This window comes from Streptomyces sp. NPDC031210, assembly GCF_055570395.1.
Genome location: NZ_JBVIHH010000014.1, coordinates 121,825 through 145,615 on the forward strand (window position 1 = coordinate 121,825; position 23,791 = coordinate 145,615).

Genomic DNA, 23,791 nt, shown 5'->3' on the forward strand with positions numbered 1-23,791 from the left:
ATGAACAACTCCGTCGGAAACACCGCACGGTTGATCGGGGCCGGCCTCCGGGCTCTCCTCGCACTGACCGTCCTCTGCGGCGTCGCCTACCCGCTCGCCGTCACCGGCGTCGCGCAGGCACTCTTCAACAACAAGGCCAACGGCTCGGAGATCAGGAGCGACGGCAAGGTCGTCGGCTCCGAACTGATCGGCCAGCGCTACGACCTGCCGCTGAAGCACGGCGAGGACACGCCGGCGCCGGACCTCAAGTGGTTCCAGCCGCGCCCGTCCAACGGCCTCGGCGCCAACTCCGTCAACACCCGGTACAAGCTGATCGTGTCGGGTGCGACCAACCGGTCAGGCGACAACGCCGATCTGATCCAGTGGGTCGAGGACGCCAAGGCCGCCGTCGTCAAGGACAACTCCACCGCCGACTTCACGGTCAGGCCCTCGGACGTACCGGCCGACGCCGTCACCTCCTCCGGCTCCGGCCTCGACCCGCACATCTCCCCGCGGTACGCCCAGCTCCAGGTACACCGCGTCGCCGAGACCAACCACCTCGACGTCGCACGGGTCCGCCAACTGGTCGACGAGCACACCGACGGACGGCTGGCCGGCTTCATCGGCGAGCCGCGCGTCAACGTCCTCAAGCTCAACATCGCCCTCAAGGAACTGACCAGGAGCTGATGGCTTTCGGCAGCCCTACGCGGGAGCCGGCGGGCCCGGGGACAATCCCGGGCCCGCCGGTCCGGGCCCTGGTTCCAGCTCAGCGAGGTTGCTCCCATGTCGGCGAGGCCGCTCCCGTGGCTGGAGCGGTGACGGTGCTCAGTCGGCGGGACGGGCCTGGTGTTCGGAGGCGAGGGCGGTGATGCGGGCGGCGAGAGCGGTGTCCTTCGCCGTGATCGCCCCGCCGGCGTCATGGGTGTTCAGCGCGAAGGAGATCGTGCCGTAGAGGATGTGGATGTCGGCGTGATGGTTGGCCTCGTCCTCGGCGGCGGCGACGGCCATGTAGAAGCCCGGCAGGTTCGAGCGGTCCGTCTTGAACGCTGCGGTGAGGTTGCCGTCCTTCACCTGCCAACCGGGCAGATCGCCCAGGGCCTTGTCGAGGTCGGCACCGTTCAGCGGGGTTGTGGGCACGTGGTTCTCCTTCGGTATCGGTGTTCGGCGGCGTTCGGTCGCGAGGACGTCATCAAGTCTGTCCCCGAACTCGTCGTTCGCCCATCGAGCCATGCCGGTGCGCAGCCCATGCGGCACCTTGCGGGGGAGCGCCGAGCCGGTCCCCGCTGCGATCTCTGCGCCGGGATGGGGCCGAGAGAGTGACGGCGCGCTCGGGTTCGCCGCGTGCGACGCAGGGACCTCGGCGTCCGACAGCCGGAACGACTACGACCGCCCGCCGCCAAGGAGCGGATCGGCGAGGTCGGCCCAGCCCTCCCTCCCCCGTGCCAGCTCGTCGTCGTCCAGCAGCGCGGCGTCCAGGGCGGAGCGGAGGCGGTCCGGGTCCAGGTCGACACCGGTGAAGACGACCTCGTTGCGCCGCTCCCCGTAGTAGGCGTCCCAGAACCACGATGCCAGCGTCCGGCGCTGCGGAGACGCATCGCGCCAGGCACTCGTGTCGCCGCCATCGAGCCAGCGGCCGGCCTCGCGCATCTCCAGATGGCCGCCCGCCGAGCGCCAGGCCACGACGTTCTCCGGCGGGTGGGCAGCCACAGGTGGCCGCGGCTGCGCACGACGTCGGACATGACCGTGGCGAGGCTGTCCGCCAGTCGCTCGGGGTGCGGTGGCCGACGGGACCGCCACAGCACCGACCGCACGCCGTGGTCGACACCGCGCCGGAGCAGGGGCATCGTGACGGGTTCGAGCCGGTCGCCCGGCCCTGACGAGACCCACCGGGGATCGGGCTCCGCCAGAGCCGCCAGGTCGTCGTCGGTGAGGGCCGCGGCATCGGAACGAATCTCCGCGGAAGGGTTCAGGTGCGCCAGCACAGCACGGGCGCCCTCACGTCTGCCGCCCCCGACCAGGCGGCCGTCCGCGAGGACCACCGTTCCCGCGGCCTCCATACGCCTGGCCGTCACCTCGGCGATCGTGACCGGGTCCGTGTGGGCGCCATGGCGCGGTCCCGGGACGGTTCGGTGAACACAGCGCAGGTCACTCAGGAAACGCTCCGGGTCGACGCCGACGACGATCGGCGCCACGTCGTAGTAGTGCGCCAAGGGTGTCCTGCCGAGCGGGGTCCGCCACAAGTCCACCAGAACCGGCGATGCCTCCACGTTCGCGCGCCCTCGCCGCTGTGCACCGAGACCGACAGCACCACTGCGTCCGGCAGTGTGTCGAGCAGCCTGTCCAGCACAAGGGCACCTGCCTCCGGGGTGTTGCCGCACACCACCCCCAACAAGCCCCGCTCCCGGCGGCTGCCGACCGTCACTCTCCCACCCGCGCGATCGCCGCCACGAAGTCGTGAGCGGTCCTGCGCGCCCAGATCAACACCGCAGGCACGTCTCCACCTCCTCTGAACACCGTCTATGCGGCCGGTGCGTATACCGCCGTCAATTGTTCTGCCGACCTGGACACACCGGCGGCGCTCGGCCGCACCCGTCGCCCGGCGCCCCTCACCCTAACCTAAATGAAAATGGTTTCCATGACTGTCTTGCTGAGAGCTGCCTCGACCTCGGCCGTAGGGGAGTGCGGGACGGGCGCCTGTGCGGGCCGCTCTTCGGGATACGGTCATGCCATGTCCCGATCAATTGAAGTTGGCCCGTACCAGTCCCAGTCCCCGTCCCCGTCTCACGTGACTGCGGACGATCTCGATCGTGCCGTCCGGCTTGCGGTTGTCACCCTCCGAGAGGCGTCCCCGGCGGCCTGGGAAGGTAAGGCCGGCTCCCTGGAGTGGGACTGCTGGGAGACGGTCGAGCATTTGAGTGACGACCTCTTCGCGTACGCGGTCCAACTGGGCCCGAGGACACCGCCGTTGGAGGGCGAGGTGCCCTTCGTGTGGGAAAGCCGGCGACCCGGCGGCCCCGCGAACGCCGTCCATGCGAACCGCGCGGCGGGGCCGGCCGGACTGTTGCAGGTGCTGGAGGCGACCGGCGCGCTGCTGGTCGCCATGGTGCGCACAACGCCGTCGGGGGTCCGCGCCTACCACAGTCACGGAGTGTCGGACCCGGAAGGCTTCGCCGCGATGGGGGTCGTGGAGACCCTGGTGCACACCCACGATCTGGCCGAGGGACTCGGGCTCGCCTGGGCGCCGCCCGCCGACCTCTGCGCGCGGGTGCTCGCCAGGCTGTTTCCGGATGCCCCGCAGACGACGGACCCCTGGCCCACTCTGTTGTGGGCCACCGGACGCGCCGAGCTGCCCGGCCACCCGCGTCTGACCACGTGGCGCTGGTACGGCGCCCCCAGGTCATAGACGCGGTACCGGCCGCGGGCCGGACCGGTAGCGCTCATGCCAGGCGTCGAGCAACCGAAGCATCAGCGTATGCACCGTCATTCGAGTCTCCTCGAAACACCTGTACGTGCGATCTGCCGAGTACTTGAATCGTTCCCGTCACACGGCGAGGCCCCCGGGACCAGGGGGCCTGGGCGACCAGCCCTGCCGTACCGACAGAGGCCATGACCTCATGGGGGAGACGACATATGAAGCACAAGCTCATCCGCACGCTCAGCGCCGCGTCGCTGAGCGCGGTGACCCTGCTCGGACTTGGAACGGCGACCGCTGGAGCCGCGCCTTCCAAGGGTTCCGCGCCGTCGGCGGCTTCCGCTGAAGTCGGCCTCCGGGCGGGCAAGTTCTATGTCTACAAGGACGACAACTTCAAGAACGGGTACTACCCCTTCGCCCGGTCCGACGGGAACCTGGCGAACAACAAGTGGATCGGGGGCGCCCACAACGGTAGGACGATCAACAACGGCACGAGCTCGGTCAAGAACACCACGGACCGCTGGGTCGATCTGTACAACGATGCCGAGGACGGGCACGGCTGCGGTGGCGCCAAATACTCCAGCCGCCCGAACAGCAAGGACTCCGACCTGACGAACAACCACTTCGACAACAAGGCCAGTTGCGTTCGGTTCCGGTAGGAGCGCGTTGGGGTGGGGCGTCGGTTCGCCGGCGCCCCACCCTGACTCATGACCGCCAGAGGTTCGCCATGTCATCTCGTTCCGCGATTGCCGCCCCGGCTCTGATTACTCTCCTTTCCCTCCTTGTTCTGGCCGCCGGGTGTTCGTCGGAGACAGCGGAGCCGTCGTCACGGAAGGAAGTTGACGTTCCCGTCGTTCCCGCCGTCGGCGGGGAGGCGCGACGGCTGGTCCTGCCTTTCGACGCGTACGCGATGTCCACTCCCCAGATCCATACCATCGAGGCCGCCGAAGATCTCCTGATCCGTGACTGCATGCGTGACAAGGGAATGGGGTGGAAGGCTCTGCCCCGACCGAGCGGCGTGGACCAGGACCCGCCGAACCGGCGACGTTACGGCCTCATCGAACCCGGCATCGCCGCCCGCTTCGGCTACCACCTGCCCCCGGCCCCGCAGGAGTTGACCCGCCGCGAAGCGGCATGGGACGAACGGAAGGAGCTGCCGGACCGGGAACAGCGGGCCGCCTTCGGCGAGAAGGGCGAGGGCGGGTGCTGGAAGCAGGCGCACGGAAGCCTGCTGCGAGGGATCCGGCAATCCGACCAGTCCCTGTTCAACCAGCGCATCGGTGAGGAATTCGCCGCCTCCAAACGCCACAGCGCGGTCGTACACGTCTTTCGCGAGTGGAGTGCGTGCATGAAGAAGCACGGCTTCCGCTACTCGGGTCCCCTCAAAGCCACCGGTGACGCCCGGTGGGGGAAGTCGACCCGACCCTCTCGGCGGGAAATCGACGTGGCGCGGGCGGACGTTGGATGCAAGGAGAGAACCGCTCTCGTTTCCGTCTGGGCCGGCGTGGAGACCCGGATGCAGAACGACGCCATTCGTCGCCACTCAAAGGAATTCCGGGTGCTGAAGGCCGAGAAGGACCAGTGGCTCAAGGCCGCCCGCCGGGTTCTCGAACGCGGATGAGACCGCGGCGGTGCTTCGTTCGCGCGCGGCCACGCCGTCCACTGCCGGCGCGACATCACCGCGAGGAATTCGCCGGCACCTCATGCCACCGACGGGTCAACGGGTCGTCGGTAGTAGTCGAATTGCGTCACGCCGTTGTAGCCGTAGCTCTCGGGGTGTAGTTCGTGCAGCGCGACGCCGGACCGGGGGAGGGGGCCGAGAACGTCCGACAGCAGTTCGCCGGCCTTGGCGATGAAGGCGGCCTTTTCCGCGGCGCTGTTCGTGCCCAGGGTGAGGCTGGCTTCAAGGTGTGCGTCGCGGCCCTTGGCCAGCGGCTTGCCGTCGATGTAGTAGCAGGTGGCCGGAACGAGGTTGATGTGGACGATGGTTCTCGCGCTGGACTTGCGCAGGACCGAGACCGCCAGCCGGGTCAGTCCCTCGGCGAGAGCGCGTTGGTCGTCGGCGGGCAGGTCGGGATCGGTGACGGTGACCCGGAAGTACGGCATGGCTCGGCTCTCCTCGGTGGGCTTGGCATGCATCCGCCGGAGTTGGCGGCACGGAGCAAGCGTCACCGACCTGGCACCATAGATCCAACGCATACGTGTCATAGGTATATGAGGCCGACGCATGACCGTGAACCTTCCCCAGCTCAGGGCCTTCCTCGCCGTTGTCGACGCGGGCGGCTTCAGCGCGGCCGCCGCCGAGCTGGGCATAAGTCAATCGGCGGTGTCGCATGCCGTCGCCTCCCTGGAAAGGGAGTTGACCGGTCCGCTGCTGGTCCGTGCCGGTCCGGTGCGGACGACGGTGCTCGGAGAGCGGATCCTGCCGCAGGCCCGAATCGCGGTGTCGGCGGCCCGGTCCGTGGAGCGGATCGCGGCCGACGCCAACGAGACCATGACCGGGACGGTGCGGCTGGCCGCCACACCCACGGTCTGCCAGGGGTTGATACCCGGCCTGCTCCGGCACTGGCGCGAGGAGCAGCCACGGGTCACCGTGCGGGTCTTCGAGGGCGACAGCGCCGAGGTCTCGCTCTGGCTGGAGGACGGGACGGCCGACGCCGCCGTACTGATCGATCCACCCCCGGCCACCGCCGGGAGGCATCCCCGGTCCGGCCCCGGCGTCCAGCTCGCCATGGACCACTACCGGGTCTTGCTGCCCCGGGACCACCCCCTGGCGGGCGAGCCCCTCGTCGACATCCGCGACCTGGAGGACGACCCGTTCCTGATCTCACCCAACGGCTGCGAAGCCCGCATCCGAACGATCCACAGCCGGGCCGGGCTGCGTTTCACGCCCACTCAGCGGGTTCGGGACCTGGCGACGTTGATCAGCATGGTGCAGGCCGGGATCGGCGTGACCATCCTGTCCGAGGTCTCCCGCTCGCTCATCCCGTCCGACCTGGTTCTGCTGCCGCTTGAGCCGCAAACCTCGCGCCGCCTCGTACTGACCGGGCCCCCACGTCGCCCCTGGCACCCGGCAGTCCGCACCTTGGCGGAGTCGGCCGCCGGGCACCTGGCCCGGACCGCTTCCCGGTTGCCCGCGCCAGCGGAAGGACCGGAACGACCGGTGCCACAGCGCACACCATGAACCGCGACGGGGAGGGGCAGCGCTCGGCCCGCCACCGGCCCTCAACTCTTCATGTGGAGCCGTCCCTCGGCGAGCCTCGCGCAGCCGGGTGACGGATTTCCGTCACCCGGCCACGTGCGACGCGTGCGCCCCGGTCACCGCCCCTGGGCCTGTATGCCGGGCTTGTGTCTCGGCTACGCCTGGCGCAGTCGGGCGATGATGCCGTCGAGGTCGCGGGTGAACAACTCGGGGCGGATGAAGTGTCCGCCGGGCTCCTCGTGCCACTCGTGCGGGAGGCCGGCCTTGTCGAGTTCGGCTCGGAACTCTCGCTGGCCGGCGAGCACCTCGGTCTCGTTGAGCAGGTCGAACGGGTCGACCGGATTGGGGCTGGTACCGGCGACGAGGAAGATCCGCTTGTTGCGGTAGCTCTCGATGTGCTCCATCGGGTTGTCGGCGCTGACCCTGGCCTCGTCGAACGGCTCGCCGTAGATCGTGCCGCCGGCCAGGTCCAGGGCCGCGGAGGACACGTTGGCCCAGTGGGCGACCGCGCCGAAGTCGCGGCGCAGGCTGGGCGGGCCGGAGTGGGCGCTCACCGAGGCGAAGTGGCCGTAGTACTTGGCCGCGTACTTCAGCGCGCCGAAGCCGCCCATGGAGAACCCGGCGACGGCGCGGCCGTCGTACTCGGCGTACGTCCGGAAGTTCTCCTCGACCCACGGGAGCAACTGGGCGATGTGGAAGGTCTCCCAGTTCCGGGGACCGGTGTTGGAGTTGACCGGGTTGGAGTACCAGCCCGCGTGTCCGCCGTCGGGCATGACGACGATGATCGGCTTGCCCGCGGTCAGGGCGCGGATGCCCGCGCGGTCCCAGGCCATGAAGTCCTGGTCGGTACCGCCGCCGTGGAACAGGTAGAGGACGGGGTAGGTGCGTCCGCTGCTGTGGTAGTCGTCGGGGAGCAGGACGTTGACGGCGGGTTCCCAGCCGATCGCGTCGGTCGCGAACCGGTAGTACCACATGCGGGGATCGTCTTCCTTGCGGTCCACGATGCGCAGCCCCGAGCCGTTGCCGGCCGCACTGGCCGGTGACGCCGCCGCGAGGATGTTCGCGCCGCCGAGTGCCATCGCGGCGGAGAGTCCGCCGACGGCCTTCAGGACGCTTCTGCGGGTGGAGCTGTGCTCGCTCAAGATGACCTCCTGGTCGGGAAGTGGGTCGAACGGTTGGCTTGGCGCGGAGACCCGGCCGCGAGCCCCGCCCGCCGGCCGGCGCGGCGACCTCCGTCGGAGGAGTGGTGCGACGCCCGGGGCGCCATGGGGCGTCAGACGCACGCCGCGCCCGGTGCCTTCCCTCTCCCGCCGTTCCCCTTGCTTCGCAGCCGTTCTCGGTGCCGTTCTCGACGCCGACTTGCAAACCCTTGCGGCAGGCGCTGAAATGCCGATGAAATCCCGATGACGCCGACGGCGTCGCGGGGCGAGAGTGGAGGCGTCGGGATGGACGGGGGAACTCCTCAGCGGCTTCGGATCGAGCTGCTCGGGCCGGTACGGGCCCGGCGCGACGGGGCGCCGCTGGATCTGGGGCCGGTTCGGCGGCAGGCGGTGCTGGCCGCGCTGGTGCTGCGTCCCGGCACGCTGGTCAGCCACGACCAGTTGCTCGTCGACGTCTGGGACGCGCACCCGCCGGGATCCGGTCGCCGGGTGCTGCCGAGCTACGTCTACCCGTTGCGGAAGGCGCTGGATGCGGAAGGCGCCGGACCGGCGGGGTCGGTGATCCGCGGTGCCCGGGGCGGATACCGCTTCGCCGACGACGGAGTACGGGTCGACGCGGCGGAGTTGGCGGTGCGGGTCGGTGAGGCCCAGTGCGCGAGGGCGGCCGGTGACCCGGCCACCGCCATGGACCGGATCACCGAGGCGCTCGCCCTCTTCCGAGGTGAGCCCCTGGCCGGGCTGCCGGGACCGTTCGCGCAGGGCGCGCGGCGCCGGCTGGCGCAGCGGGAGCGCACGCTCCAGCAGGAGAGGCTCCAGTGCCTGGTCCTTCTCGGCCGGCCGGCCGATGCCCTGGACGACCTCGCCGCTCTCGCCGCGTCCGATCCGTACGACGAGTCGCTGACCGCGCTGCGGATGCGTGCCCTGTACGGGAGCGGACACCAGGTCGCGGCGCTGAGCGCCTATCAGGACATGCGCGCGCGGCTGCGCGACGAGCTGGGCATCGATCCCGGCGAGGAACTGCGCCGGACGCACCAGGCGGTGCTGCGACGGGACGACGAGCGGCTCCTCGTTCCGGCGCCGGCGCCCACCCCCGCTCTTCCCGCTCAGCCGCAGGTGCGCCGCGCGGTCAACGAACTGCCGGGCGACACCGGCCACCTCATCGGGCGGGAGCGCGAACTGGCCCTGCTGACCGCGCCCTCGCCTCCCGAATCCGTATCGATCGTGGCGGTGGACGGTACGGCCGGAGTCGGCAAGACCGCGCTCGTCGTCCACGCCGCCGGTGTGCTCCGCGGCCGCTACCCGGACGGCTGCCTGTTCGTGGACCTGCGCGCGCACAGCACGGGACGGCGGAGGCTCGCACCGCAGCGCGTGCTGCGGAGGCTGCTGCGCTCGGTCGGCGCGGCCGACAGCGAGGTGCCGGACGACCTCGACGAACTCGCCTCGGCCTGGCGGGCCGCGACCAGCTCACTGCGACTGCTCCTCGTGCTGGACGATGTCCTGAGCGCGGAACAGATACGGCCGCTGCTGCCCGCCGGGCCGGGCAGCACACTGATGGTGGCCGGCCGACGGCGGCTGGCCGGACTGGACGCCGATCGGCGGGTCACCCTGGAGCCCCTGGCGGCCGGCGACGGGCTGTCGCTGCTCCGGCACATCGTGGGGGAGGAGCGGGCGGACCGGGAGCCGGAGGCGACGCGTGCGCTGGTCCGGCTGTGCGACGGGCTGCCGCTGGCCTTGCGCATCGCCGGGGCGCGGCTGCAGACCCGTCCGGCCTGGACGCTGGCGTACCTCGTGGACCGGATGGTGGGCGACGAGCGCCGCCTCGGTGAGCTGAGTGCCGGGGATCGCAGCGTGGAGGCCGCCTTCCGTCTGTCGTACGACCAGCTCACGCCGAAGCAGCAGTTGGGCTTCCGCACCCTGGGCCTGTCACCGACGGTCGAGTTCGACCCGCTGACACCAGCGGCCATGCTGGGCTGGTCGTCCCGCGACGCCGAACAGATCCTGGAAAGCCTGGTCGACGCGAGTCTGCTCCAGCAACCCCGCCCGGGCCGCTACCGCTTGCACGACCTGGTGCGGGTGCACGCGCGGCGGCTCGCGGAAGCCGCACCCGCCGAGGCCGGCCGGGTCCGCACCGCCGCACTCCGCCTCTACCTGGACGCGGGCCGCATCACCAGCGACGGGGGCCCGGCCGGTTTCCCCACCGGGCCGCGACCCGCTGCGGCGCCGTTCGCGGACTGGGAGGACGCGGACGGTTGGCTGGAGGCGGCCGGCTCCGAACTCGTCGACGTCGTGGGGCACGCCGCGGCACTGGGCGAAGTCGACCACGCGTGCTGGATCGCCGAGGCCCTGAGCGACTTCTTCGAACGCCGGGGCCGGTACCACGAGTGCCGGGCAGCCCTTGAGATCGCGCTCGCGCACGCCGAGCGGGCCACCGACCGGCGAATGGCCCCCGCTCTGCGGAACCGCATGGGCATGACCGACCTCGTCCAGGCCCGCTACCCCCAAGCGCGCGCCTGGTTCACCGAGGCACTGCACCTCAGCCGCCGCCACGCGGATCGGCACGAGGAGGGCCGGGCCCTGTGCGGGCTGGGCGCGGCCGGGCTCACCGTGGGCCGGGCCGAGCCGGCGCTCTCCCCTGCCACCGCCGCGGTGGAGCTGGCTCAGCGGCTCGATGACAACGGGCTCGCCGCGATGGCGCTCTGCGTGCTCGGCGCCGCCCACCACGCCCAGGAGCGCTGCGAGGAGGCGCTGACCTCCTTCTCCGCCGCCCTCGTCCACGCCGAGAAGAACGGCGGACGTCGCACGCTCGGCAGAGTCCTGACCTGCGCCGGCGACGTCCACCTCGACCTCGGCCATTACGGTGAGGCCAAGACCCTCTACCGTCACGCGGCCGAGCTGGCTCAGCGGGTCGGGGACGCCCTCCTGCACGCGCTCGTCCTGACCCGGCTGGGCGCGGCCGAGCACGGTGAGGGAAACCTGAGTGCCGCCGAGGACCTCCAATACCAGGCTCTCTCCCGGCACCAGGCGATGTCCCCCCTCACCGAACCGAACCGCGACCGGCTGGAGATGCACATCCGCTACCGGCTCGGGCGCACCTACTCCGCGGCGGGTCGGGTCGCCGAGGCCCGCGAGCAGTTCCGTACCGCGCTCGCCCTGCCCGGAGCCGACGAGCACGCCGAGGAACGCGCGTGGGCCATCGAGGGACTCAAGGAGTGCAAGGACCCCTGAGTGCTTGTCACGGGCGGTTTCGGGACGCCGAGTCGGGTGCCCGAGAGGCCGCCCCCGCTCCTGGAGCGACTCGGCCCTGAAGACGTCGTCGCGCGGCGCGGCCGACGCCCCGGCGGCGGATACCCGCCACATCGGGCGGGCGAAAGCGGTGGCGCGGTCCCGATCGCGAGGGCCGTCACCGGCGGAGGTGAGGCGTACTTCAGTCCGCTGTCACTGGCCTGATCGCCTCCCTCAGAACGGGTTCCTCCTGGGCAGACCGGTCCAGGCCGCCAACGCGGCGGCGACGAACGAGGAAGCGGCCAGGGCGGCGAAAAGGTGCGGGTATCCGCCCAGGGGCCCGGCGAGGGACGCTCCGGCCCAGGGAGCGAGGGCCGCGGCGACGGTGGCCGGCGCGGCGAGGAGCCCGGAGAGGCGGCCGTAGTGGGTGGGCCCCCAGCGGTCCGCGACAGCGGTGGCCTGGAGGAGGGTGAGGTTGCCGCGGACGACGCCGGCGAGAAGGGCCATGAGGATCAGCAGCGGGATCGGGCCGGGAAGGAGGGCGAGGGCCGCGGTGGTGGCACCGCCCGCGGCGATGAGGAGGGCGGTGCGGGCCGTCGTCGAGGTGCGGGCGGCCAGGGTGGCGTAGAGCGTACGGCCGAGGGTCTGGCCGGCGCCGCCGAGTCCGAGAGCCCAGGCGGCCGTTGTCGCGTCCGCGCCGCGTTGGATCAGCAGGGGGACCAGGCCGAAGACGACGGCGTGCAGGGCGAAGCCGGAGAGGGTGAAGGCGGCGGCCAGGAGGAGGAAGGGGCGGCTGCGGGCGAGTGGTGCGCGGTCGCTCGTGAGCCCGGCCGCCGGTGGTGCCGGCGGCCACGGGGCGCGGAGGGCGAGGGCGTGTGCCGGGATGGTGATCGCGGCGAGGATCACGGCCAGGACGGCGTAGGCGGCGCGCCAGCCGAGTTGTTCGGCGAGGGTGGCGGTCAGGGGCGCGAAGACGGTACTGGCGAGGCCGCCGGCGAGGGTGACGACGGTGAGGGCGCGGATGCGGTCGGGGCCCCACCAACGGGTGACGGCGGCGAAGGCGGGTTGGTAGAACGTGGCGGCCATGGCCAGGCCGGCGAACATCCAGGCGCCGGTGAAGACCGCGAGGTTGGGCGCGTAGGCGAGGGTGAGCACGCAGAGCACCGCGAGGACGGAACCGGCGGTCATCACGGCGCGGGGGCCGTGCCGGTCGAGGACGCGGCCGACGGGGATGCCCGCGGCGGCCGAGATGAGGAGTGCGGCGGAGAACGCGGCGGTGGCGGCGCCCGCGGACCAGCCGGTGTCGGCGGTCAGGTGCGGGAGCAGCACGGGGAACGCGTAGTAGACGATGCCCCAACTGGTGATCTGGGTGGCGCACAGGGCGGGCAGAACGGCGCGGGGCCGGGGCCGGTCCCCCGTACCGGTCCCGGCCTGACGGGCGTGCGGTTGGGCCATCGCGGTCAGCAGCCGCCGGAGGAGGCGGCCGGGGCGCCGACGCCGATCCGGAGGGTGGCCGGGGCGGCGCAGCAGCCTCCGCCGTCGCTCTGGCCTGCCTCAGGTTCGTCGAAGAGGCCCGCGCCGCCGCACACGCCGGTCTCCGGCAGGGTCAACTCGACGCGTCCGGCGGCCTCGTGGTCACCGGCGAGGGCGGCGGCGAGGGAACGGACCTGCTCGTAGCCGGTCATGGCCAGGAAGGTCGGGGCGCGGCCGTAGCTCTTCATGCCGACGACGTACACGTCCTGCTCGGGGTGGGCGAGCTCCTTCGCGCCGTGGGGGTAGACGGTGCCGCAGGAGTGGACGTTGGGGTCGATCAGCGGCGCGAGCTTCACCGGGGCCTCCAGGCGCTCGTCCAGGCCGAGACGGAGTTCGGCCAGGACGGAGAGGTCGGGGCGGAAGCCGGTGAGCGCGATGACCTCGTCGACCGGGTCCAGGCGGCGGCCGTCCTCGGCGACGAGGACGAGCTGGTCGCCGGCCTTCTCGACGGCGGTCGTGCGGAAGCCGGTGACGGCGTCGGCGTAGCCGTCGTCGACGGCGGCCTTGGCGGCGAGGCCCAGGGCGCCACGGGCGGGGAGCTGGTCGGCCTCGCCGCCGCCGAAGGTGGTGCCGCTGATGCCGCGGCGCAGGATCCAGACGGCGTGCGTGCCGGGGGCGTCCTCGGCGAGGTCGGCGAGGTAGGCCAGGGCGGTGAACGCGGAGGCGCCGGAGCCGATGACGGCGGTGCGCCTGCCGGCGTAACGGGCGCGCACGGCCGGGTCCTTGAGGTCGGGGACGCGGTAGGAGACGCGGTCGGCGGCGGCGTGCTCGCCGAGGGCGGGGAGGCCGTCGCCGCCCAGCGGGCCGGGGGAGGTCCAGGTGCCGGAGGCGTCGATGACGGCGCGGGCCGTGAGGCGCTCCTCGGTGCCGTCGGTGTTCCGTACGTACACGGTGAAGGGCTGGTCCTCGCGGCCGGAGTCCACGACGCGGTCGCGCCCGGCGCGTGAGACACCGGAGACGCGGGCGCCGAAGCGGACCCGGTCGCCGAGGGTGTCGGCCAGCGGCTGCAGATACCGCTCCGCCCAGTCGGCGCCCGAGGGGTAGGCGGCGTCGTCGGGCCGCGTCCAGCCGGTCGGGGCGAGGAGCTTCTCGGCGGCCGGGTCGACGATCTCGGCCCAGGGGGAGAAGAGCCGCACGTGGCCCCACTCCCGTACGGCGCCGCCCGCGTGGGGGCCGGCTTCCAGGACGAGCGGTTCGATGCCGCGCTCGATGAGGTGGGCGGCGGATGCCAGGCCGATCGGACCGGCTCCGATCACCACGGTGGGCAGGGCGGCAGTGGGCGCGTTCATGGCGACTTCCCTCTTGATTCGACGTTTGTCGATGGCTTGTGCCGCCAGGATGGCACTTACTTCGATGGACGTCAACATAGACATACATCGAATTCAAGGAGGAGTGCGAGAGGTCCGTGAGGCGTCTCGATGCCGCCTGCATGCGAGGTCGGTCGGCGCCTGCCGCTCCTTGGTTCGACGTATGTCAACATAGACACATGTCGAACGCGAAGGTGTTGCCGCTACTGGAACCGGATGCCGAGCCGTGCTGCCCGCCGCTGAACGAACGCCCCCTCACGGCGGAGGAGGCGGTTCGCACGGCCGCGATGTTCAAGGCGCTCGGCGACCCGGTGCGGCTGCGGTTGTTCTCGCTGGTCGCCTCCCACGAGGGCGGCGAAGCGTGCGTGTGCGACATCTCCGATGTCGGGGTCTCCCAGCCCACCGTCTCCCACCACCTCAAGAAGCTGAAGGACGCGGGCCTGCTGACCTCCGAGCGGCGTGGCACCTGGGTCTACTACCGGGTCGCGCCCTCGGTGGTGGCCGCCATGGGGAAGATGCTGGAGGAGTGCGCCGCCTGAGCGGACACCGCCGGGTCGCCAGGTGGGAGAGGGCGGGGCGGAAGCCGGTGCACCAGATGACCGCGTCGGCCGCGACGCTGCTCCCGTCGTCCCACACCGGCCGCCGAAGACGTCGCGTCCCGGGACGGCGGGCAGGAACGGTCGCCACCAGGTGCCGGTCGCACTGATCACGAACCGCGCGCGCCAGGTGTCGGCGTCGCTCTCCACCCGCAACCGCTCGCCGTCACGGTGCACGCTGCGCACGGTGGCGGGCCGGATGACGGGCAGTTCGTAGCGGCGCTCGTAGTCGGTCAGGTAGTGCCACCACCACGTCGATCGCTCGCGTCATGAGGCGCGTGCCCCGGCCGCCCGCACGTCAGCCCTCCTGGGCCCGGACGGTCGGCGTCCGGGCACCGAACGTCTTGCGCCACGCCAGCGACACGTAGACGAGGGCGACCAGGACCGGCACCTCGATCAGCGGGCCGACGACGCCGGAGAGGGCCTGGCCGGAGGTGACGCCGAAGGTGGCGATGGCGACGGCGATCGCCAACTCGAAGTTGTTGCCGGCAGCGGTGAACGCCAGGGTGGCGGTGCGTTCGTAGGCGAGGCCGAGGCCCTTGCCGAGGGCGAAGGTGCCGAACCACATGAGGGTGAAGTAGGCCAGCAGCGGCAGCGCGATCCGGGCGACGTCCATCGGCTGGGAGGTGATCGTCTTCCCCTGGAGCGCGAAGAGGATGACGATCGTGAACAGCAGGCCGTAGAGGGCGAACGGGCCGATCTTGGGCAGGAAGCCGGACTCGTACCTCTCGCGGCCGAGCTTGCGCTCGCCGAGGCGGCGGGTGAGGAAACCGGCGAGCAGCGGGATGCCCAGGAAGATCACTACGTTGAGGGCGATCTTCCCCGTGGAGATGTCGAGGTGCCGGCCGTCGCCCAGGCCCAGCCAGCCCGGCAGCAGGTCCAGGTAGAGCCAGCCGAGCAGGCCGAAGGCGATGACCTGGAAGACGGAGTTCAGGGCGACCAGTACGGCCGCCGCCTCCCGGTCGCCGCAAGCCAGATCGTTCCAGATGATGACCATCGCGATACAGCGGGCCAGGCCGACGATGATCAGGCCGGTGCGGTACTCGGGCAGGTCCGGCAGGAAGATCCAGGCCAGTGCGAACATCACCGCGGGCCCCAGGATCCAGTTGATGACCAGTGAGGAGACCATCAGCCTGCGGTCGCCGGTGACCGCGTCGAGCTTGTCGTAGCGGACCTTGGACAGCACCGGGTACATCATGATCAGCAGGCCGACGGCGATGGGCAGAGAGATGCCGCCGATCTCGACCTTGGCCAGGGCGTCGTTCAGGCCGGGGATGACGCGACCCAGTCCTAGGCCCAGCCCCATGGCGAGGAGGATCCACACCGCGAGGAAGCGGTCGAGGGTGGACAGCTTGGCGACGACGGACGCTTCTTCCGTCGTCGCGGGCGCTGTCTGCGCGGCGGCTTCCGTGCGGGTCACGGGCAGGACCTCTTCTGTTCGGCGGCGGTACGGGCGTGCTCGGCCAGCTCGGTGAACTGCCCGGCGAGGGCGGCGATGACGTCGGGCCGCAGCTTGTAGTAGGTGAACCGGCCGCACGGCTCGGTCTCCACCACACCCGCCTCGCGCAGCACTCTGAGGTGGTTGGAAAGGTTGGTCTGCTTGGCGCCGGTCTCCTCGACCAGGTGCGTGGTGCACAGCGTCTCGTGGGCGAGCAGGGTCACGATCCGAAGCCTGAGCGGGTCGGCCAGCACCCGGATCAGGTCAGCGTCGACTGACGTCATCATGGGCTGATACTGTCACATCATCCGACGCTGATACCAGTCAGGGCTGAACCGTAGGGCCCGTAGAAAGGGTTCATGATGTCCCCCACCACTGCCGCGTCCGTGCTGTTCGTCTGCATCCACAACGCCGGGCGCTCGCAGATGGCCGCCGGATTCCTCTCCCACCTCGCGGGCGACCGCATCGAGGTCCGGTCCGCCGGCTCCGTGCCCGCCGAGCGGGTCAACCCGTCCGCGGTCGAGGCGATGAAGGAGGTCGGCATCGACATCGCCGACCAGTCGCCGAAGGTGCTGACCACCGAAGCAGTCCGGGCATCCGACTACGTCATCACCATGGGCTGCGGCGACGCCTGCCCGATCTTCCCCGGCAAGAAGTACCTCGACTGGGCACTCGAAGACCCCGCGGGCAAGGGCGTCGAGTCCGTCCGGCCGATCCGCGACGAGATCAAGACCCGCATCGAGGCGCTGATCGCCGAGATCGACGCCGAGGCGGGGAAGTGAACGATGCGGGGGTGACGGGCGAGGGGACTGGTGAGGGGGACCGGCGAGGGGTGCCCGGCGAGGGTGACTTGCGCGGGGTGACTGAATAGGGGACGCCTCTGTGCCCGTCGCGCGCCGCCGTTGCGCGTCGCCGTCGCCGTCACGACGGCGGTGCGGGTGTCTGGGGACCTCGACAGGACGACGCTCGAACGCCTGCTGCCGCCTCACGCCGCTTTTGCCGAGGGCGACCGCCCGTGCTGCGCCTGCTGGATGCGCGCGACGAACATGCGGGTGACAGAGTTCAGGATCTTGGGGTCGGCCGCGGGTGGAGCATCCGTGTTGATGTTCACGTAGGCGTGGACGGACTCCACGCGGAGGCTGATCGACGTGCTGCAGTAGTTCTTGCCGATGCAGTAGGAAGCCGTGAACGCCGCGTCGACGTCCGGGAGGTGCGCAGCTCCGATGTGAGCGCCCGCCATCTGGGCCTTCTTCGTCGTATATCTGCCAATGGCCTGTGCGCGGGTCCGGAAGGTCTGGATACCGAATCCGACCACGGCTTCCAGATCGGTCGCAGCGTAACCCTGAGTGCCGGAGGCCACCATGCCGTCTTCGGCGTGGGCACCCTCGACACGAGGCGTGCCGGATTCCCGCCAGCCCGGAGGCACATCGCCCAAGTCAGGCAACACCGCCCGTACTTGTCCCTTCCCCAGGACTCTGGCGGTTCGACCGGGAGGCGTGTCGTCCTGGTGCGAGCCGTGCTCCTCAGCACCGGGCGCGGACCCGGCTCCGGGTCCGGCCCCGGTACCGGAGCCGCACCCGAAAAGGGAGATGGCCGTCGCAATCAGGCATAGACCCTGGGCTGTCCTCTTGGCTCGCAACTGTTCCCCTCCGGTGGCAAGCGATCAGCCCAACGATCGTATGGGTGCCTTCCGTTGATACGTGCGCGAGGCGGGCGGGGGGAGTGGGCCTTCCCTGGCCCGCCGGCCGAGTGGCGGTGGTCTCAGCGCCAGTCGTCGATCACGTAGGCGTCGGGGTGGCTGTAGCCGGGTTCGTTGGGCCTGTGCATGGTCACGCCCAGCAACTGGGTGCGGAAACCGCGATCGATCATCTGTCGGTAGGCATCCGGGCGGCCCAGGTTCACTCCGGCGTCCAGTTGCCCCAGCCCGCGCTCAACGGCCAGCCCTTCACACGCGTTGAGCAGTCGTTCAAACCGATCGGCGGCCTCCGGACCAGGGCGTACGGCGCCGAATTTGACGAAGCACACGTCCTCCCCAGCCTCCGACCCTGTTCCACAGTGGCAGACGGCCAAGCCATCGAGCTCGGAGCCGTCGCCCTGGAGCAGGATGGTGTCACCGAGTCCCTGAGCGTGCGCGGCCACGATCTCCCGTTCCAGACTCAGGCCCTCGTACACGGCCTCGGTCAAGGCACGGCAGCGGCTCAGTGCGTCGGACCGCTCGGCGGCCGGCAGCTCGCCGTACAGCAGTCGGCCGGGGACCGCGGCAGCGCCTGCGACCTGCTTCTTCATGACGGCTGTGAGGAATCGGGGCCAGAAACCGTACCGGCGGTAGAGCTCAAGGTGCTTGGGACTGTGCGAGAAGGTGAACAGGCCGAGGTGGCGGTTCTCCCAACTGCCGAAGCAGTCCATGACCGGCTCCATGAGGCGCCTGCCGACGCCCTGGTCCCACAGGTCCGGACGTACCGTCAGCGGGCCGAAGTACCCGACGCTGCCCCAGTTGGCGGCGAAATTCGACCCCACGACCTCGCCCTCGACCGTCGCGGCGAAGGCCGCCTGCGGATCGGCCGCCCAGCGGGTACGGACGTAGTCGGCGGTCCCGAAGAACGTCTCGGGCTCGGCGGTCCCGAAGAACGTCTCGGGCTCGGGGGTCCCGAGGAACGTCCCGAAGGCGACCCGGAAGATCTCATCGGCCCGATCCAGGTCCGCCTCACCGAGCGGGCGGACTGACACCCGGGACGCGCCACTCTTGCGCTCCGCTGCCGAGGGGCTCATCGCTCTCTCCTTCCCGCCCCTCTTCCATCGCACCACGCTTGCGCGCCGCGGGCGAAGCGAAGGCCCGCCGGGAACCGCCGTGGGAAGCCAGCCCGGCGTCACCGGCCATCGCGGTCCCCTGCCCGTCCTTCAGACGACTACGCACACCCTCTAGCCGTCACACAACGTGATGGCAGTGATGCGCCGCGGCCCGCCGGCCCGCCGGCCCGAGCGCGCATCGCGGCTGGGCGGGAACAACGGGCCGGGCTGTTCCTATCGGCACGTTCCCAAGATGGCGCCGCCGACTGTGCGCCCCAACTCAGGGGCGAGTAGCCCCCAGATCAGCAGAGCGTCAGCGGAACGTCAGCGCCACGTCAGGGCAGGGACGGATGCTGTGAGCAGACCAGATGCCCGCACAAGGCATCGACCGTACTGGCCACACCTAATGGGGTCAGTCGGAGATGAAGCCCGCAAAGGATTTTGGTCCTACGCGGCCCGGGGGAACCCGGCTCAGGGAAGGAAACCCGCATGACCACTGGAATCAAAGGCTGCGACAATCAGTCGAATTCGTATGTTTCTTTTCTCAACGAAGAGCATGCCGGGGACAGCGAGTCTGTGAGCCCGAGGTCGCACAGCGACGCATACGCGTGGATCTCGCAGCACAAGGAGAAGCCGCTGAGCGTCCAGACCGGCCGCGGCCGCTGCATCATCTGGGATGACGACTGGAAGGTCAAGGGCGAGTGGGACGACGGCAAGGGGGAGTTCGTCTTCGCCAACGTTCAACACAGCCCGCAGGACTACAAGATGACGGTCAGCGGCACAGGTGACATCAGCCTCTCCGAGGTCTGAGCCGGAGACGGGTCGAAAGAGGGAGAGCATAATGCCCATGCAGGACTGGCGTCCCGCGAACGCCATGGAGAACTTGACGGGAAACTGGGTGTATTACGTTTGCACCGCCGTCAACGCCTTCATGAATATCCACATGAGTCGCCACGTTGAGAATCACAACGAAGACCATATGGCGACAAACGATGGCCTCTATTACTACTACGGCAATACCGGTACGTTCAACGAGGCCGCGAATCACGCTGATCAGAGCGTCAGGCAGTCCCTCTTGGATGCCTGGCAGGACTACTGGAGGGTTTAGCCGACCCGCCTGACGCGGTAGCCGATCCGAGGGTTCTGGCTCTTGCCGCGGCCCCCGGTCGGCCCGCCCGGCTGCCGGCAACGATCCACCGGGCTGCTGCGCCTGGCCCTGGCCGTCGTGGTGAGCGCTGGGCCCAGCCCGCCCATGTGTCGTGCACCCTCAGCGACCCGCCCATGTGTCGTGGACCCTCAGCCGCCGCTACGTCGTCGCCCCCCTCGTCCAGCAGCTACGCCGCCTCGCGGCGCAGGTGCCGGGGGAGGGGGCGGTGGAGGCCACCGTCCCGCAGCGCGAGCCTGGTCGCGGGGCCGGTGCCGGCAGTCCGTCCGGTGCCTGCCCGGGTCTCCTCCAGCAGCTCGCGCGTGGCCGCCTGACGAGGGGATTCGCCTTCCTCGATACCCCCACCCGGGAGTTCCCAGGACTGGCGGAACCGATCGAAGACCATGAGGACGCGGCCGGCGTGCCAGAGGGCAACCAGTGCCGCCGGCAGACCTGCCCGATGTATGCCCTCGCGCGCCCGTACCCGGCCGGCCTCTCAGCCAAGCACGAGTTTCCAGTACGCGTGATCCCGATCCGCGTAATCAGAAGGCGTTACCTCCACCGTGAGGGGCATCCCCCGCTTGCTCCCGGTCACGCGCACAGGCACGCTGACGCTTTCGCCGGCACCGAGCGGCCGCAGGAGTTTCTGGGCTGCTTGCTCGCGGTTCAGCCAGTTGCTCGTGCTTCCGTCGTCGGGCCCGGTGTTGTCGAGGGGCTCACCGGCGCGAATGACAAGGGGCGCACCCTCATACTCCGAGACGCTCTCCTCGGCTGACCTGCCACCGGGTTTCAGGGTCTCATCCGTCCCGTTCTCATACGTCACGGTGAAGCTGTGGACCCGACCGCCCGGCTCCCGGCGCGGCTCGCTGACGGTCACCCTGAGTCCGTCCTCATAATCAGCGGTGACTCCGGGCTCCAATGGGTCGGCCACACTTCCGGAGGAGCCGTTGGGATTCTCCTCCAGTTGACGCGGATATCCGTCCATTCTCTTTTCCAGGTTGTTGAGGCCCCACAGCGCCAGAATTCCGATGCAGGTGAACGCGAGCAGCGACATCAGGCAGCCCTTGTGCCACACCGGATCCGTTCTGTCGCCACTGTCGGTGGCCGCCGCGTCTACTCCCATAGCGATCATGGTAGGCAGCGCGGCCCCGGCATCCCTGAGCTCCGGTACTCAGAGTGAGCTGAGTACCGGGTGGGCCCAGCGCAGACTCGGTGCGCTGCGCCAGGCGGGATTGGTGACGGTTCGCCACGGCTGGCGGAAGGACGTCGCGGAGTCCGCAGAGACCGTCACTCACTCACCCCAGCACCGTCTACGCCCTGGCCCCCGGGGAAACTTCGCACCCAAGACCGCAGACTGAGGCGGCTCGGTGATGGACCCATCGGGCAGTGCCCAGGCCGCCGTCCAACGGCCACCCCAATTGACGTGGACACTTCCTGAGGCGCGATCATGGGGGCATGAGGAACGAAGAGGCGAACCGCCCGGTGGCGTGTCCCGCATGCCCGACGTGGGAGAACGTGCCAGTGGCCGAGGCGCGTACACACGACGGCGAACGGCGCGAGGACCTGACGATCGACCTCGCGTCGGCATCGGAGGGCACCGATAGCGGCTGCATGCACGTCGTCGAGGGCATCGTGCTCGCCGTGGTGGCCGGCCTCGCCGGGAAGTATTTTGCCGACGAACGGCACCTGCCGTGGCTCACGGCCGTTGGCGTCGTCGTCGCGGTGCTCATCCTCGTGGCCACGATCGCCATCGTCCGTGGCGAGACCCGGGACGCACGGCGGGCTCAAGGCGGAGCGGCCCGTGCGGCCGCACTCACCGCCGAGGCCCGCTTCTGCTACACCTGCCAGGGTGTGTTCTACCCGTCCGGGCACCCATCGCCGGGGATCGTGACGCCGGAGCAGTTCCGCCAGCATCTGCGGACGGCAGCCGGCTAGGGTCTGTCCGCCCCTGACCCATCGGACAGGCCCTAAGGGCTGGTCCTTCAGGCGTCCGCCCGGCACAACTGCCGTCGCCCCGCGCCCAACCGGCTCCCCGCCGCACGCAATCGGTCACAAGGCAGTCAGGCATCCCCGGCCTGCCGGTGATCCGAATCAGGCATGTGCCGGAAATCTCCGCACCAGTACAGGCGTGATCCAATATGCTGCGCGCCGGTCATCGCTCAGGGGCTGCACGGCCAATCAGGGGGACAAATATGGGGCACAAGGAACGCAAGGCGCGCATGGGGCCGAGACGCATATGGACCACGGTGTTGGGGCTGGGCGGGGGCGTCTTCCTCCTGGGTGCGAGCGTGCTGCGTGCGGATACCCAACTGACGGGTCTGGCGGGCGTGTTTCGTGCCGAGCGTTGCGAGGTCTCGCATTCCCGGCACGGTGACGACGAGTGGATGTGCAGCGGAACCTTCCAGGCCGACGACCACAGTTTCCGGCTCGCCCACGTCGAGGTGGACACGGTGTTCAGTCAAAGACCCACCGGCCCGCCGCACTCGTCGACGAGCCGACCTCGACCACGGCCGTGCGGGACGACGCCAGCGGATGGCTGCTGCCGGGCGGCACGGGATTGCTGTTCCTCGGCGTGGCCGGATGGAACATCCGCTCCGCCATCAAGCGGTCCCACCAGGCGTGACGCCTGAACTGGGGTGTGCACGGGCGCTGCTGAGGGGGACGGGACCTGCTGACCCCCCGAACTGCGGTACGTAAGGTGACGGCACCCGCGTCGAGTCGTGGCCGCCCTCACCGATGCCCACCCAGACCATTCCGCACTCCCCATTCCCCATTCCCCACACCCCGCGCGGACACGGTCCCCACCGCTCTCACCCAGGCGCACAGAGCAGCACGCGACCCGCTCTCGAACAGCACCCGACCAGGATGGTGGTACTCCATGGCAGATCATGACCTGAGCGGTTTCGACCGCGACACCTTCACCCACGACGGAACCGCCCGCGAAATCCTGCGGCGCGGTACGGGGCCCGCGGTGATCGTGATGGCGGAAATCCCCGGGATAACGCCCAAGGTGCTGGAGTTCGCGGAAAGGGTGGCCGCAATCGGCTGCACCGCCGTGCTCCCGGTGCTCTTCGGCACACCCGGCCGAGGCGCCACCCCCGCGGTCGAAGGCTGGATCAAGTCCGGGCTCTACCTGGCCTCGTCGCTGGGAAAGGTGTGCGTGAGCCGGGAATTCACGATGCTGGCCACCGGGAAATCATCCCCCGTGGTGACCTGGCTGCGGGCCCTGGCCGCACACGAGCACGAGCGTTGCGGAGGCCCTGGCGTCGGAGCTGTCGGCATGTGCCTGACCGGCGGCTTCGCCCTGGCAATGGCCGCCGATGAGCGCCTCGTAGCCCCCGTCCTGTCCCAGCCTTCCCTGCCGCTGGCCCTCACCAGGAACAGGGCCGCCGGCATCGACATCTCCGCCGAAGATCTCGCCACCGTCCGCACCCGCTGCGAACGCGACGGCCTTCAGGTCATGGGACTGCGCTTCCGCGGGGACCGATTGGTACCTGGTGACCGGTTCGCCTTTCTACGCCGCGAACTCGGCGACGCGTTCGTAGCCGTCGAACTCGACGACAGCGCCGCGAACCCCGATACGGGACTCCCGCCGCACTCCGTACTGACCGAGCACCTCATCGACGAACCGGGCCAGCCGACCCGCGCGGCGCTGGACGAGGTGCTCGACCTGTTCCGGAGCCGCTTGCTTGAGCAGCACTCCGGTACGCCTGCGGAAACGCCGACCGCACCTGAAGAGGGCTAATCCAGGAACGCTGAAAGGTCCAGTTAGAAGCCCTACGGCCAGGCGGTGTTCTTGGCCTCCAGGACATGACGGGCGGAGGGCCCGCGCCGTGCGGCCGAGGCTCCGCCAGCCAGCCAGCCAGCCAGCCAGCCAGCCAGCGGTGGCGGGGCGCGGCGCACGGCTGGATGGCCAAGGGGGCGACGTCCTTGCCAACTACGTGCTGATGAGGTCCCGTGGCAGGTGACGGTCTGGGCCCGGGAGCGCCGCGGAGAGCGCCCGCGCCCGAT

Annotated in this window: 24 protein-coding genes and 2 pseudogenes; 12 read left to right on the forward strand and 14 right to left on the reverse strand. The window is 70.3% G+C overall.

The window, feature by feature from the left end:
- Positions 1-666 (forward strand): potassium-transporting ATPase subunit C, encoded by a 666-nt coding sequence (locus ACZ45Z_RS24650; RefSeq protein WP_468366241.1) that lies wholly within the window; start codon positions 1-3, stop codon positions 664-666.
- A 138-nt stretch (positions 667-804) separates the two neighbouring features.
- On the opposite strand, the gene ACZ45Z_RS24655 is transcribed toward ACZ45Z_RS24650, so the two are convergent.
- The 3 genes and pseudogenes from ACZ45Z_RS24655 to ACZ45Z_RS24665 form a co-directional block, all read right to left on the reverse strand.
- A complete protein-coding gene (locus ACZ45Z_RS24655; protein WP_468366244.1) occupies positions 805-1,116 on the reverse strand; it encodes a 4a-hydroxytetrahydrobiopterin dehydratase in 312 nt (103 codons plus the stop codon).
- Between the two features lie 243 nt (positions 1,117-1,359).
- Complete coding sequence (locus tag ACZ45Z_RS24660) at positions 1,360-1,659, reverse strand: GTP-binding protein (RefSeq protein ID WP_468366247.1); 300 nt, start codon at positions 1,657-1,659, stop codon at positions 1,360-1,362.
- Between the two features lie 41 nt (positions 1,660-1,700).
- Positions 1,701-2,036: pseudogene (locus ACZ45Z_RS24665) on the reverse strand (GTP-binding protein); the annotation flags it as partial.
- A 671-nt stretch (positions 2,037-2,707) separates the two neighbouring features.
- Here ACZ45Z_RS24665 and ACZ45Z_RS24670 point away from each other — a divergent pair.
- The 3 genes from ACZ45Z_RS24670 (at position 2,708) to ACZ45Z_RS24680 (ending at position 5,012) form a co-directional block, all read left to right on the forward strand.
- A complete protein-coding gene (locus ACZ45Z_RS24670; RefSeq protein ID WP_468366249.1) occupies positions 2,708-3,382 on the forward strand; it encodes a hypothetical protein in 675 nt (224 codons plus the stop codon).
- Between the two features lie 227 nt (positions 3,383-3,609).
- Positions 3,610-4,050, forward strand: a complete 441-nt coding sequence (locus ACZ45Z_RS24675; protein WP_468366252.1) for a hypothetical protein — start codon at positions 3,610-3,612, stop codon at positions 4,048-4,050.
- 251 nt (positions 4,051-4,301) lie between these two features.
- Entirely contained in the window at positions 4,302-5,012 is a 711-nt protein-coding gene (locus ACZ45Z_RS24680) for a hypothetical protein (protein WP_468366255.1), read from the forward strand.
- A gap of 80 nt (positions 5,013-5,092) precedes the next feature.
- Here ACZ45Z_RS24680 and ACZ45Z_RS24685 read toward each other — a convergent pair whose 3' ends face one another.
- Positions 5,093-5,530: a tautomerase family protein gene (locus ACZ45Z_RS24685; protein ID WP_468366257.1), complete on the reverse strand. Its 438-nt coding sequence runs from the start codon at positions 5,528-5,530 to the stop codon at positions 5,093-5,095.
- A gap of 88 nt (positions 5,531-5,618) precedes the next feature.
- Here ACZ45Z_RS24685 and ACZ45Z_RS24690 point away from each other — a divergent pair, with 88 nt between their 5' ends.
- Positions 5,619-6,575, forward strand: coding sequence for a LysR family transcriptional regulator (locus ACZ45Z_RS24690; RefSeq protein ID WP_468366260.1), 957 nt, complete (start codon positions 5,619-5,621; stop codon positions 6,573-6,575).
- A gap of 173 nt (positions 6,576-6,748) precedes the next feature.
- On the opposite strand, the gene ACZ45Z_RS24695 is transcribed toward ACZ45Z_RS24690, so the two are convergent.
- Positions 6,749-7,735, reverse strand: coding sequence for an alpha/beta hydrolase (locus ACZ45Z_RS24695; protein ID WP_468366263.1), 987 nt, complete (start codon positions 7,733-7,735; stop codon positions 6,749-6,751).
- Positions 7,736-8,038: 303 nt separating this feature from the next.
- On the opposite strand from ACZ45Z_RS24695, the gene ACZ45Z_RS24700 reads away from it, so the two are divergent.
- Positions 8,039-10,978, forward strand: a complete 2,940-nt coding sequence (locus ACZ45Z_RS24700) for an AfsR/SARP family transcriptional regulator (protein WP_468366265.1) — start codon at positions 8,039-8,041, stop codon at positions 10,976-10,978.
- Between the two features lie 231 nt (positions 10,979-11,209).
- On the opposite strand, the gene ACZ45Z_RS24705 is transcribed toward ACZ45Z_RS24700, so the two are convergent.
- Complete coding sequence (locus ACZ45Z_RS24705; RefSeq protein ID WP_468366268.1) at positions 11,210-12,430, reverse strand: MFS transporter; 1,221 nt, start codon at positions 12,428-12,430, stop codon at positions 11,210-11,212.
- Positions 12,431-12,435: 5 nt separating this feature from the next.
- The gene (locus ACZ45Z_RS24710) at positions 12,436-13,797 is read right to left on the reverse strand and encodes an NAD(P)-binding domain-containing protein (protein WP_468366271.1); all 1,362 of its coding nucleotides are present in this window, start codon (positions 13,795-13,797) and stop codon (positions 12,436-12,438) included.
- A gap of 197 nt (positions 13,798-13,994) precedes the next feature.
- Between ACZ45Z_RS24710 and ACZ45Z_RS24715 the strand changes: the two genes are divergently transcribed.
- On the forward strand, positions 13,995-14,354 hold the full coding sequence (locus tag ACZ45Z_RS24715) for an ArsR/SmtB family transcription factor (RefSeq protein WP_468366274.1): 360 nt from the start codon (positions 13,995-13,997) through the stop codon (positions 14,352-14,354).
- Between the two features lie 96 nt (positions 14,355-14,450).
- On the opposite strand, the pseudogene ACZ45Z_RS24720 reads toward ACZ45Z_RS24715, so the two are convergent.
- From ACZ45Z_RS24720 to ACZ45Z_RS24730, 3 genes and pseudogenes are all read right to left on the reverse strand, one after another.
- Positions 14,451-14,651: pseudogene (locus ACZ45Z_RS24720) on the reverse strand (NAD(P)-binding domain-containing protein); the annotation flags it as partial.
- Between the two features lie 58 nt (positions 14,652-14,709).
- A complete protein-coding gene (gene arsB / locus ACZ45Z_RS24725) occupies positions 14,710-15,831 on the reverse strand; it encodes an ACR3 family arsenite efflux transporter (protein WP_468366278.1) in 1,122 nt (373 codons plus the stop codon).
- Complete coding sequence (locus tag ACZ45Z_RS24730) at positions 15,828-16,136, reverse strand: ArsR/SmtB family transcription factor (RefSeq protein WP_468366281.1); 309 nt, start codon at positions 16,134-16,136, stop codon at positions 15,828-15,830. The genes arsB and ACZ45Z_RS24730 overlap by 4 nt, the downstream gene beginning before the upstream one ends.
- Before the next feature lie 75 nt (positions 16,137-16,211).
- Here ACZ45Z_RS24730 and ACZ45Z_RS24735 point away from each other — a divergent pair, with 75 nt between their 5' ends.
- Complete coding sequence (locus ACZ45Z_RS24735; protein WP_468366512.1) at positions 16,212-16,631, forward strand: arsenate reductase ArsC; 420 nt, start codon at positions 16,212-16,214, stop codon at positions 16,629-16,631.
- Positions 16,632-16,834: 203 nt separating this feature from the next.
- Here the strand turns inward: ACZ45Z_RS24735 and ACZ45Z_RS24740 are convergent, their stop codons facing one another.
- Together ACZ45Z_RS24740 and ACZ45Z_RS24745 are read right to left on the reverse strand one after the other, a co-directional pair.
- A complete protein-coding gene (locus ACZ45Z_RS24740) occupies positions 16,835-17,284 on the reverse strand; it encodes a hypothetical protein (protein WP_468366284.1) in 450 nt (149 codons plus the stop codon).
- 326 nt (positions 17,285-17,610) lie between these two features.
- Entirely contained in the window at positions 17,611-18,618 is a 1,008-nt protein-coding gene (locus ACZ45Z_RS24745; protein WP_468366287.1) for a GNAT family N-acetyltransferase, read from the reverse strand.
- A 507-nt stretch (positions 18,619-19,125) separates the two neighbouring features.
- Here ACZ45Z_RS24745 and ACZ45Z_RS24750 point away from each other — a divergent pair.
- Both ACZ45Z_RS24750 and ACZ45Z_RS24755 read left to right on the forward strand, forming a co-directional pair.
- A complete protein-coding gene (locus tag ACZ45Z_RS24750; RefSeq protein ID WP_468366290.1) occupies positions 19,126-19,446 on the forward strand; it encodes a hypothetical protein in 321 nt (106 codons plus the stop codon).
- Positions 19,447-19,477: 31 nt separating this feature from the next.
- Positions 19,478-19,744, forward strand: a complete 267-nt coding sequence (locus tag ACZ45Z_RS24755; protein ID WP_468366292.1) for a hypothetical protein — start codon at positions 19,478-19,480, stop codon at positions 19,742-19,744.
- A 226-nt stretch (positions 19,745-19,970) separates the two neighbouring features.
- On the opposite strand, the gene ACZ45Z_RS24760 is transcribed toward ACZ45Z_RS24755, so the two are convergent.
- A complete protein-coding gene (locus tag ACZ45Z_RS24760) occupies positions 19,971-20,246 on the reverse strand; it encodes an NUDIX hydrolase (protein ID WP_468366516.1) in 276 nt (91 codons plus the stop codon).
- A gap of 30 nt (positions 20,247-20,276) precedes the next feature.
- Positions 20,277-20,903 carry a hypothetical protein gene (locus ACZ45Z_RS24765; protein ID WP_468366295.1) on the reverse strand — a complete coding sequence of 209 codons (627 nt, stop codon included), beginning with the start codon at positions 20,901-20,903 and terminating at the stop codon, positions 20,277-20,279.
- Between the two features lie 398 nt (positions 20,904-21,301).
- Here ACZ45Z_RS24765 and ACZ45Z_RS24770 point away from each other — a divergent pair, with 398 nt between their 5' ends.
- Together ACZ45Z_RS24770 and ACZ45Z_RS24775 are read left to right on the forward strand one after the other, a co-directional pair.
- On the forward strand, positions 21,302-21,715 hold the full coding sequence (locus ACZ45Z_RS24770; protein WP_468366297.1) for a hypothetical protein: 414 nt from the start codon (positions 21,302-21,304) through the stop codon (positions 21,713-21,715).
- A 943-nt stretch (positions 21,716-22,658) separates the two neighbouring features.
- The gene (locus tag ACZ45Z_RS24775) at positions 22,659-23,525 is read left to right on the forward strand and encodes a dienelactone hydrolase family protein (RefSeq protein WP_468366299.1); all 867 of its coding nucleotides are present in this window, start codon (positions 22,659-22,661) and stop codon (positions 23,523-23,525) included.
- Positions 23,526-23,791 lie beyond the last annotated feature (266 nt).

Coding starts and splice junctions, on each gene's coding strand:
- ACZ45Z_RS24755 (WP_468366292.1), top strand. CDS start 19,478: ATGCCCATGCAGGACTGGCGTCCCGCGAACGCCATGGAGAACTTGACG.
- ACZ45Z_RS24700 (WP_468366265.1), top strand. CDS start 8,039: ATGGACGGGGGAACTCCTCAGCGGCTTCGGATCGAGCTGCTCGGGCCG.
- ACZ45Z_RS24730 (WP_468366281.1), bottom strand. CDS start 16,136: ATGATGACGTCAGTCGACGCTGACCTGATCCGGGTGCTGGCCGACCCG.
- ACZ45Z_RS24715 (WP_468366274.1), top strand. CDS start 13,995: ATGTCGAACGCGAAGGTGTTGCCGCTACTGGAACCGGATGCCGAGCCG.
- ACZ45Z_RS24735 (WP_468366512.1), top strand. CDS start 16,212: ATGTCCCCCACCACTGCCGCGTCCGTGCTGTTCGTCTGCATCCACAAC.
- ACZ45Z_RS24690 (WP_468366260.1), top strand. CDS start 5,619: ATGACCGTGAACCTTCCCCAGCTCAGGGCCTTCCTCGCCGTTGTCGAC.
- ACZ45Z_RS24775 (WP_468366299.1), top strand. CDS start 22,659: ATGGCAGATCATGACCTGAGCGGTTTCGACCGCGACACCTTCACCCAC.
- ACZ45Z_RS24675 (WP_468366252.1), top strand. CDS start 3,610: ATGAAGCACAAGCTCATCCGCACGCTCAGCGCCGCGTCGCTGAGCGCG.
- ACZ45Z_RS24650 (WP_468366241.1), top strand. CDS start 1: ATGAACAACTCCGTCGGAAACACCGCACGGTTGATCGGGGCCGGCCTC.
- ACZ45Z_RS24765 (WP_468366295.1), bottom strand. CDS start 20,903: ATGGGAGTAGACGCGGCGGCCACCGACAGTGGCGACAGAACGGATCCG.
- ACZ45Z_RS24705 (WP_468366268.1), bottom strand. CDS start 12,430: ATGGCCCAACCGCACGCCCGTCAGGCCGGGACCGGTACGGGGGACCGG.
- ACZ45Z_RS24710 (WP_468366271.1), bottom strand. CDS start 13,797: ATGAACGCGCCCACTGCCGCCCTGCCCACCGTGGTGATCGGAGCCGGT.
- ACZ45Z_RS24670 (WP_468366249.1), top strand. CDS start 2,708: ATGTCCCGATCAATTGAAGTTGGCCCGTACCAGTCCCAGTCCCCGTCC.
- ACZ45Z_RS24745 (WP_468366287.1), bottom strand. CDS start 18,618: ATGAGCCCCTCGGCAGCGGAGCGCAAGAGTGGCGCGTCCCGGGTGTCA.
- ACZ45Z_RS24680 (WP_468366255.1), top strand. CDS start 4,302: ATGTCCACTCCCCAGATCCATACCATCGAGGCCGCCGAAGATCTCCTG.
- ACZ45Z_RS24685 (WP_468366257.1), bottom strand. CDS start 5,530: ATGCATGCCAAGCCCACCGAGGAGAGCCGAGCCATGCCGTACTTCCGG.
- ACZ45Z_RS24750 (WP_468366290.1), top strand. CDS start 19,126: ATGACCACTGGAATCAAAGGCTGCGACAATCAGTCGAATTCGTATGTT.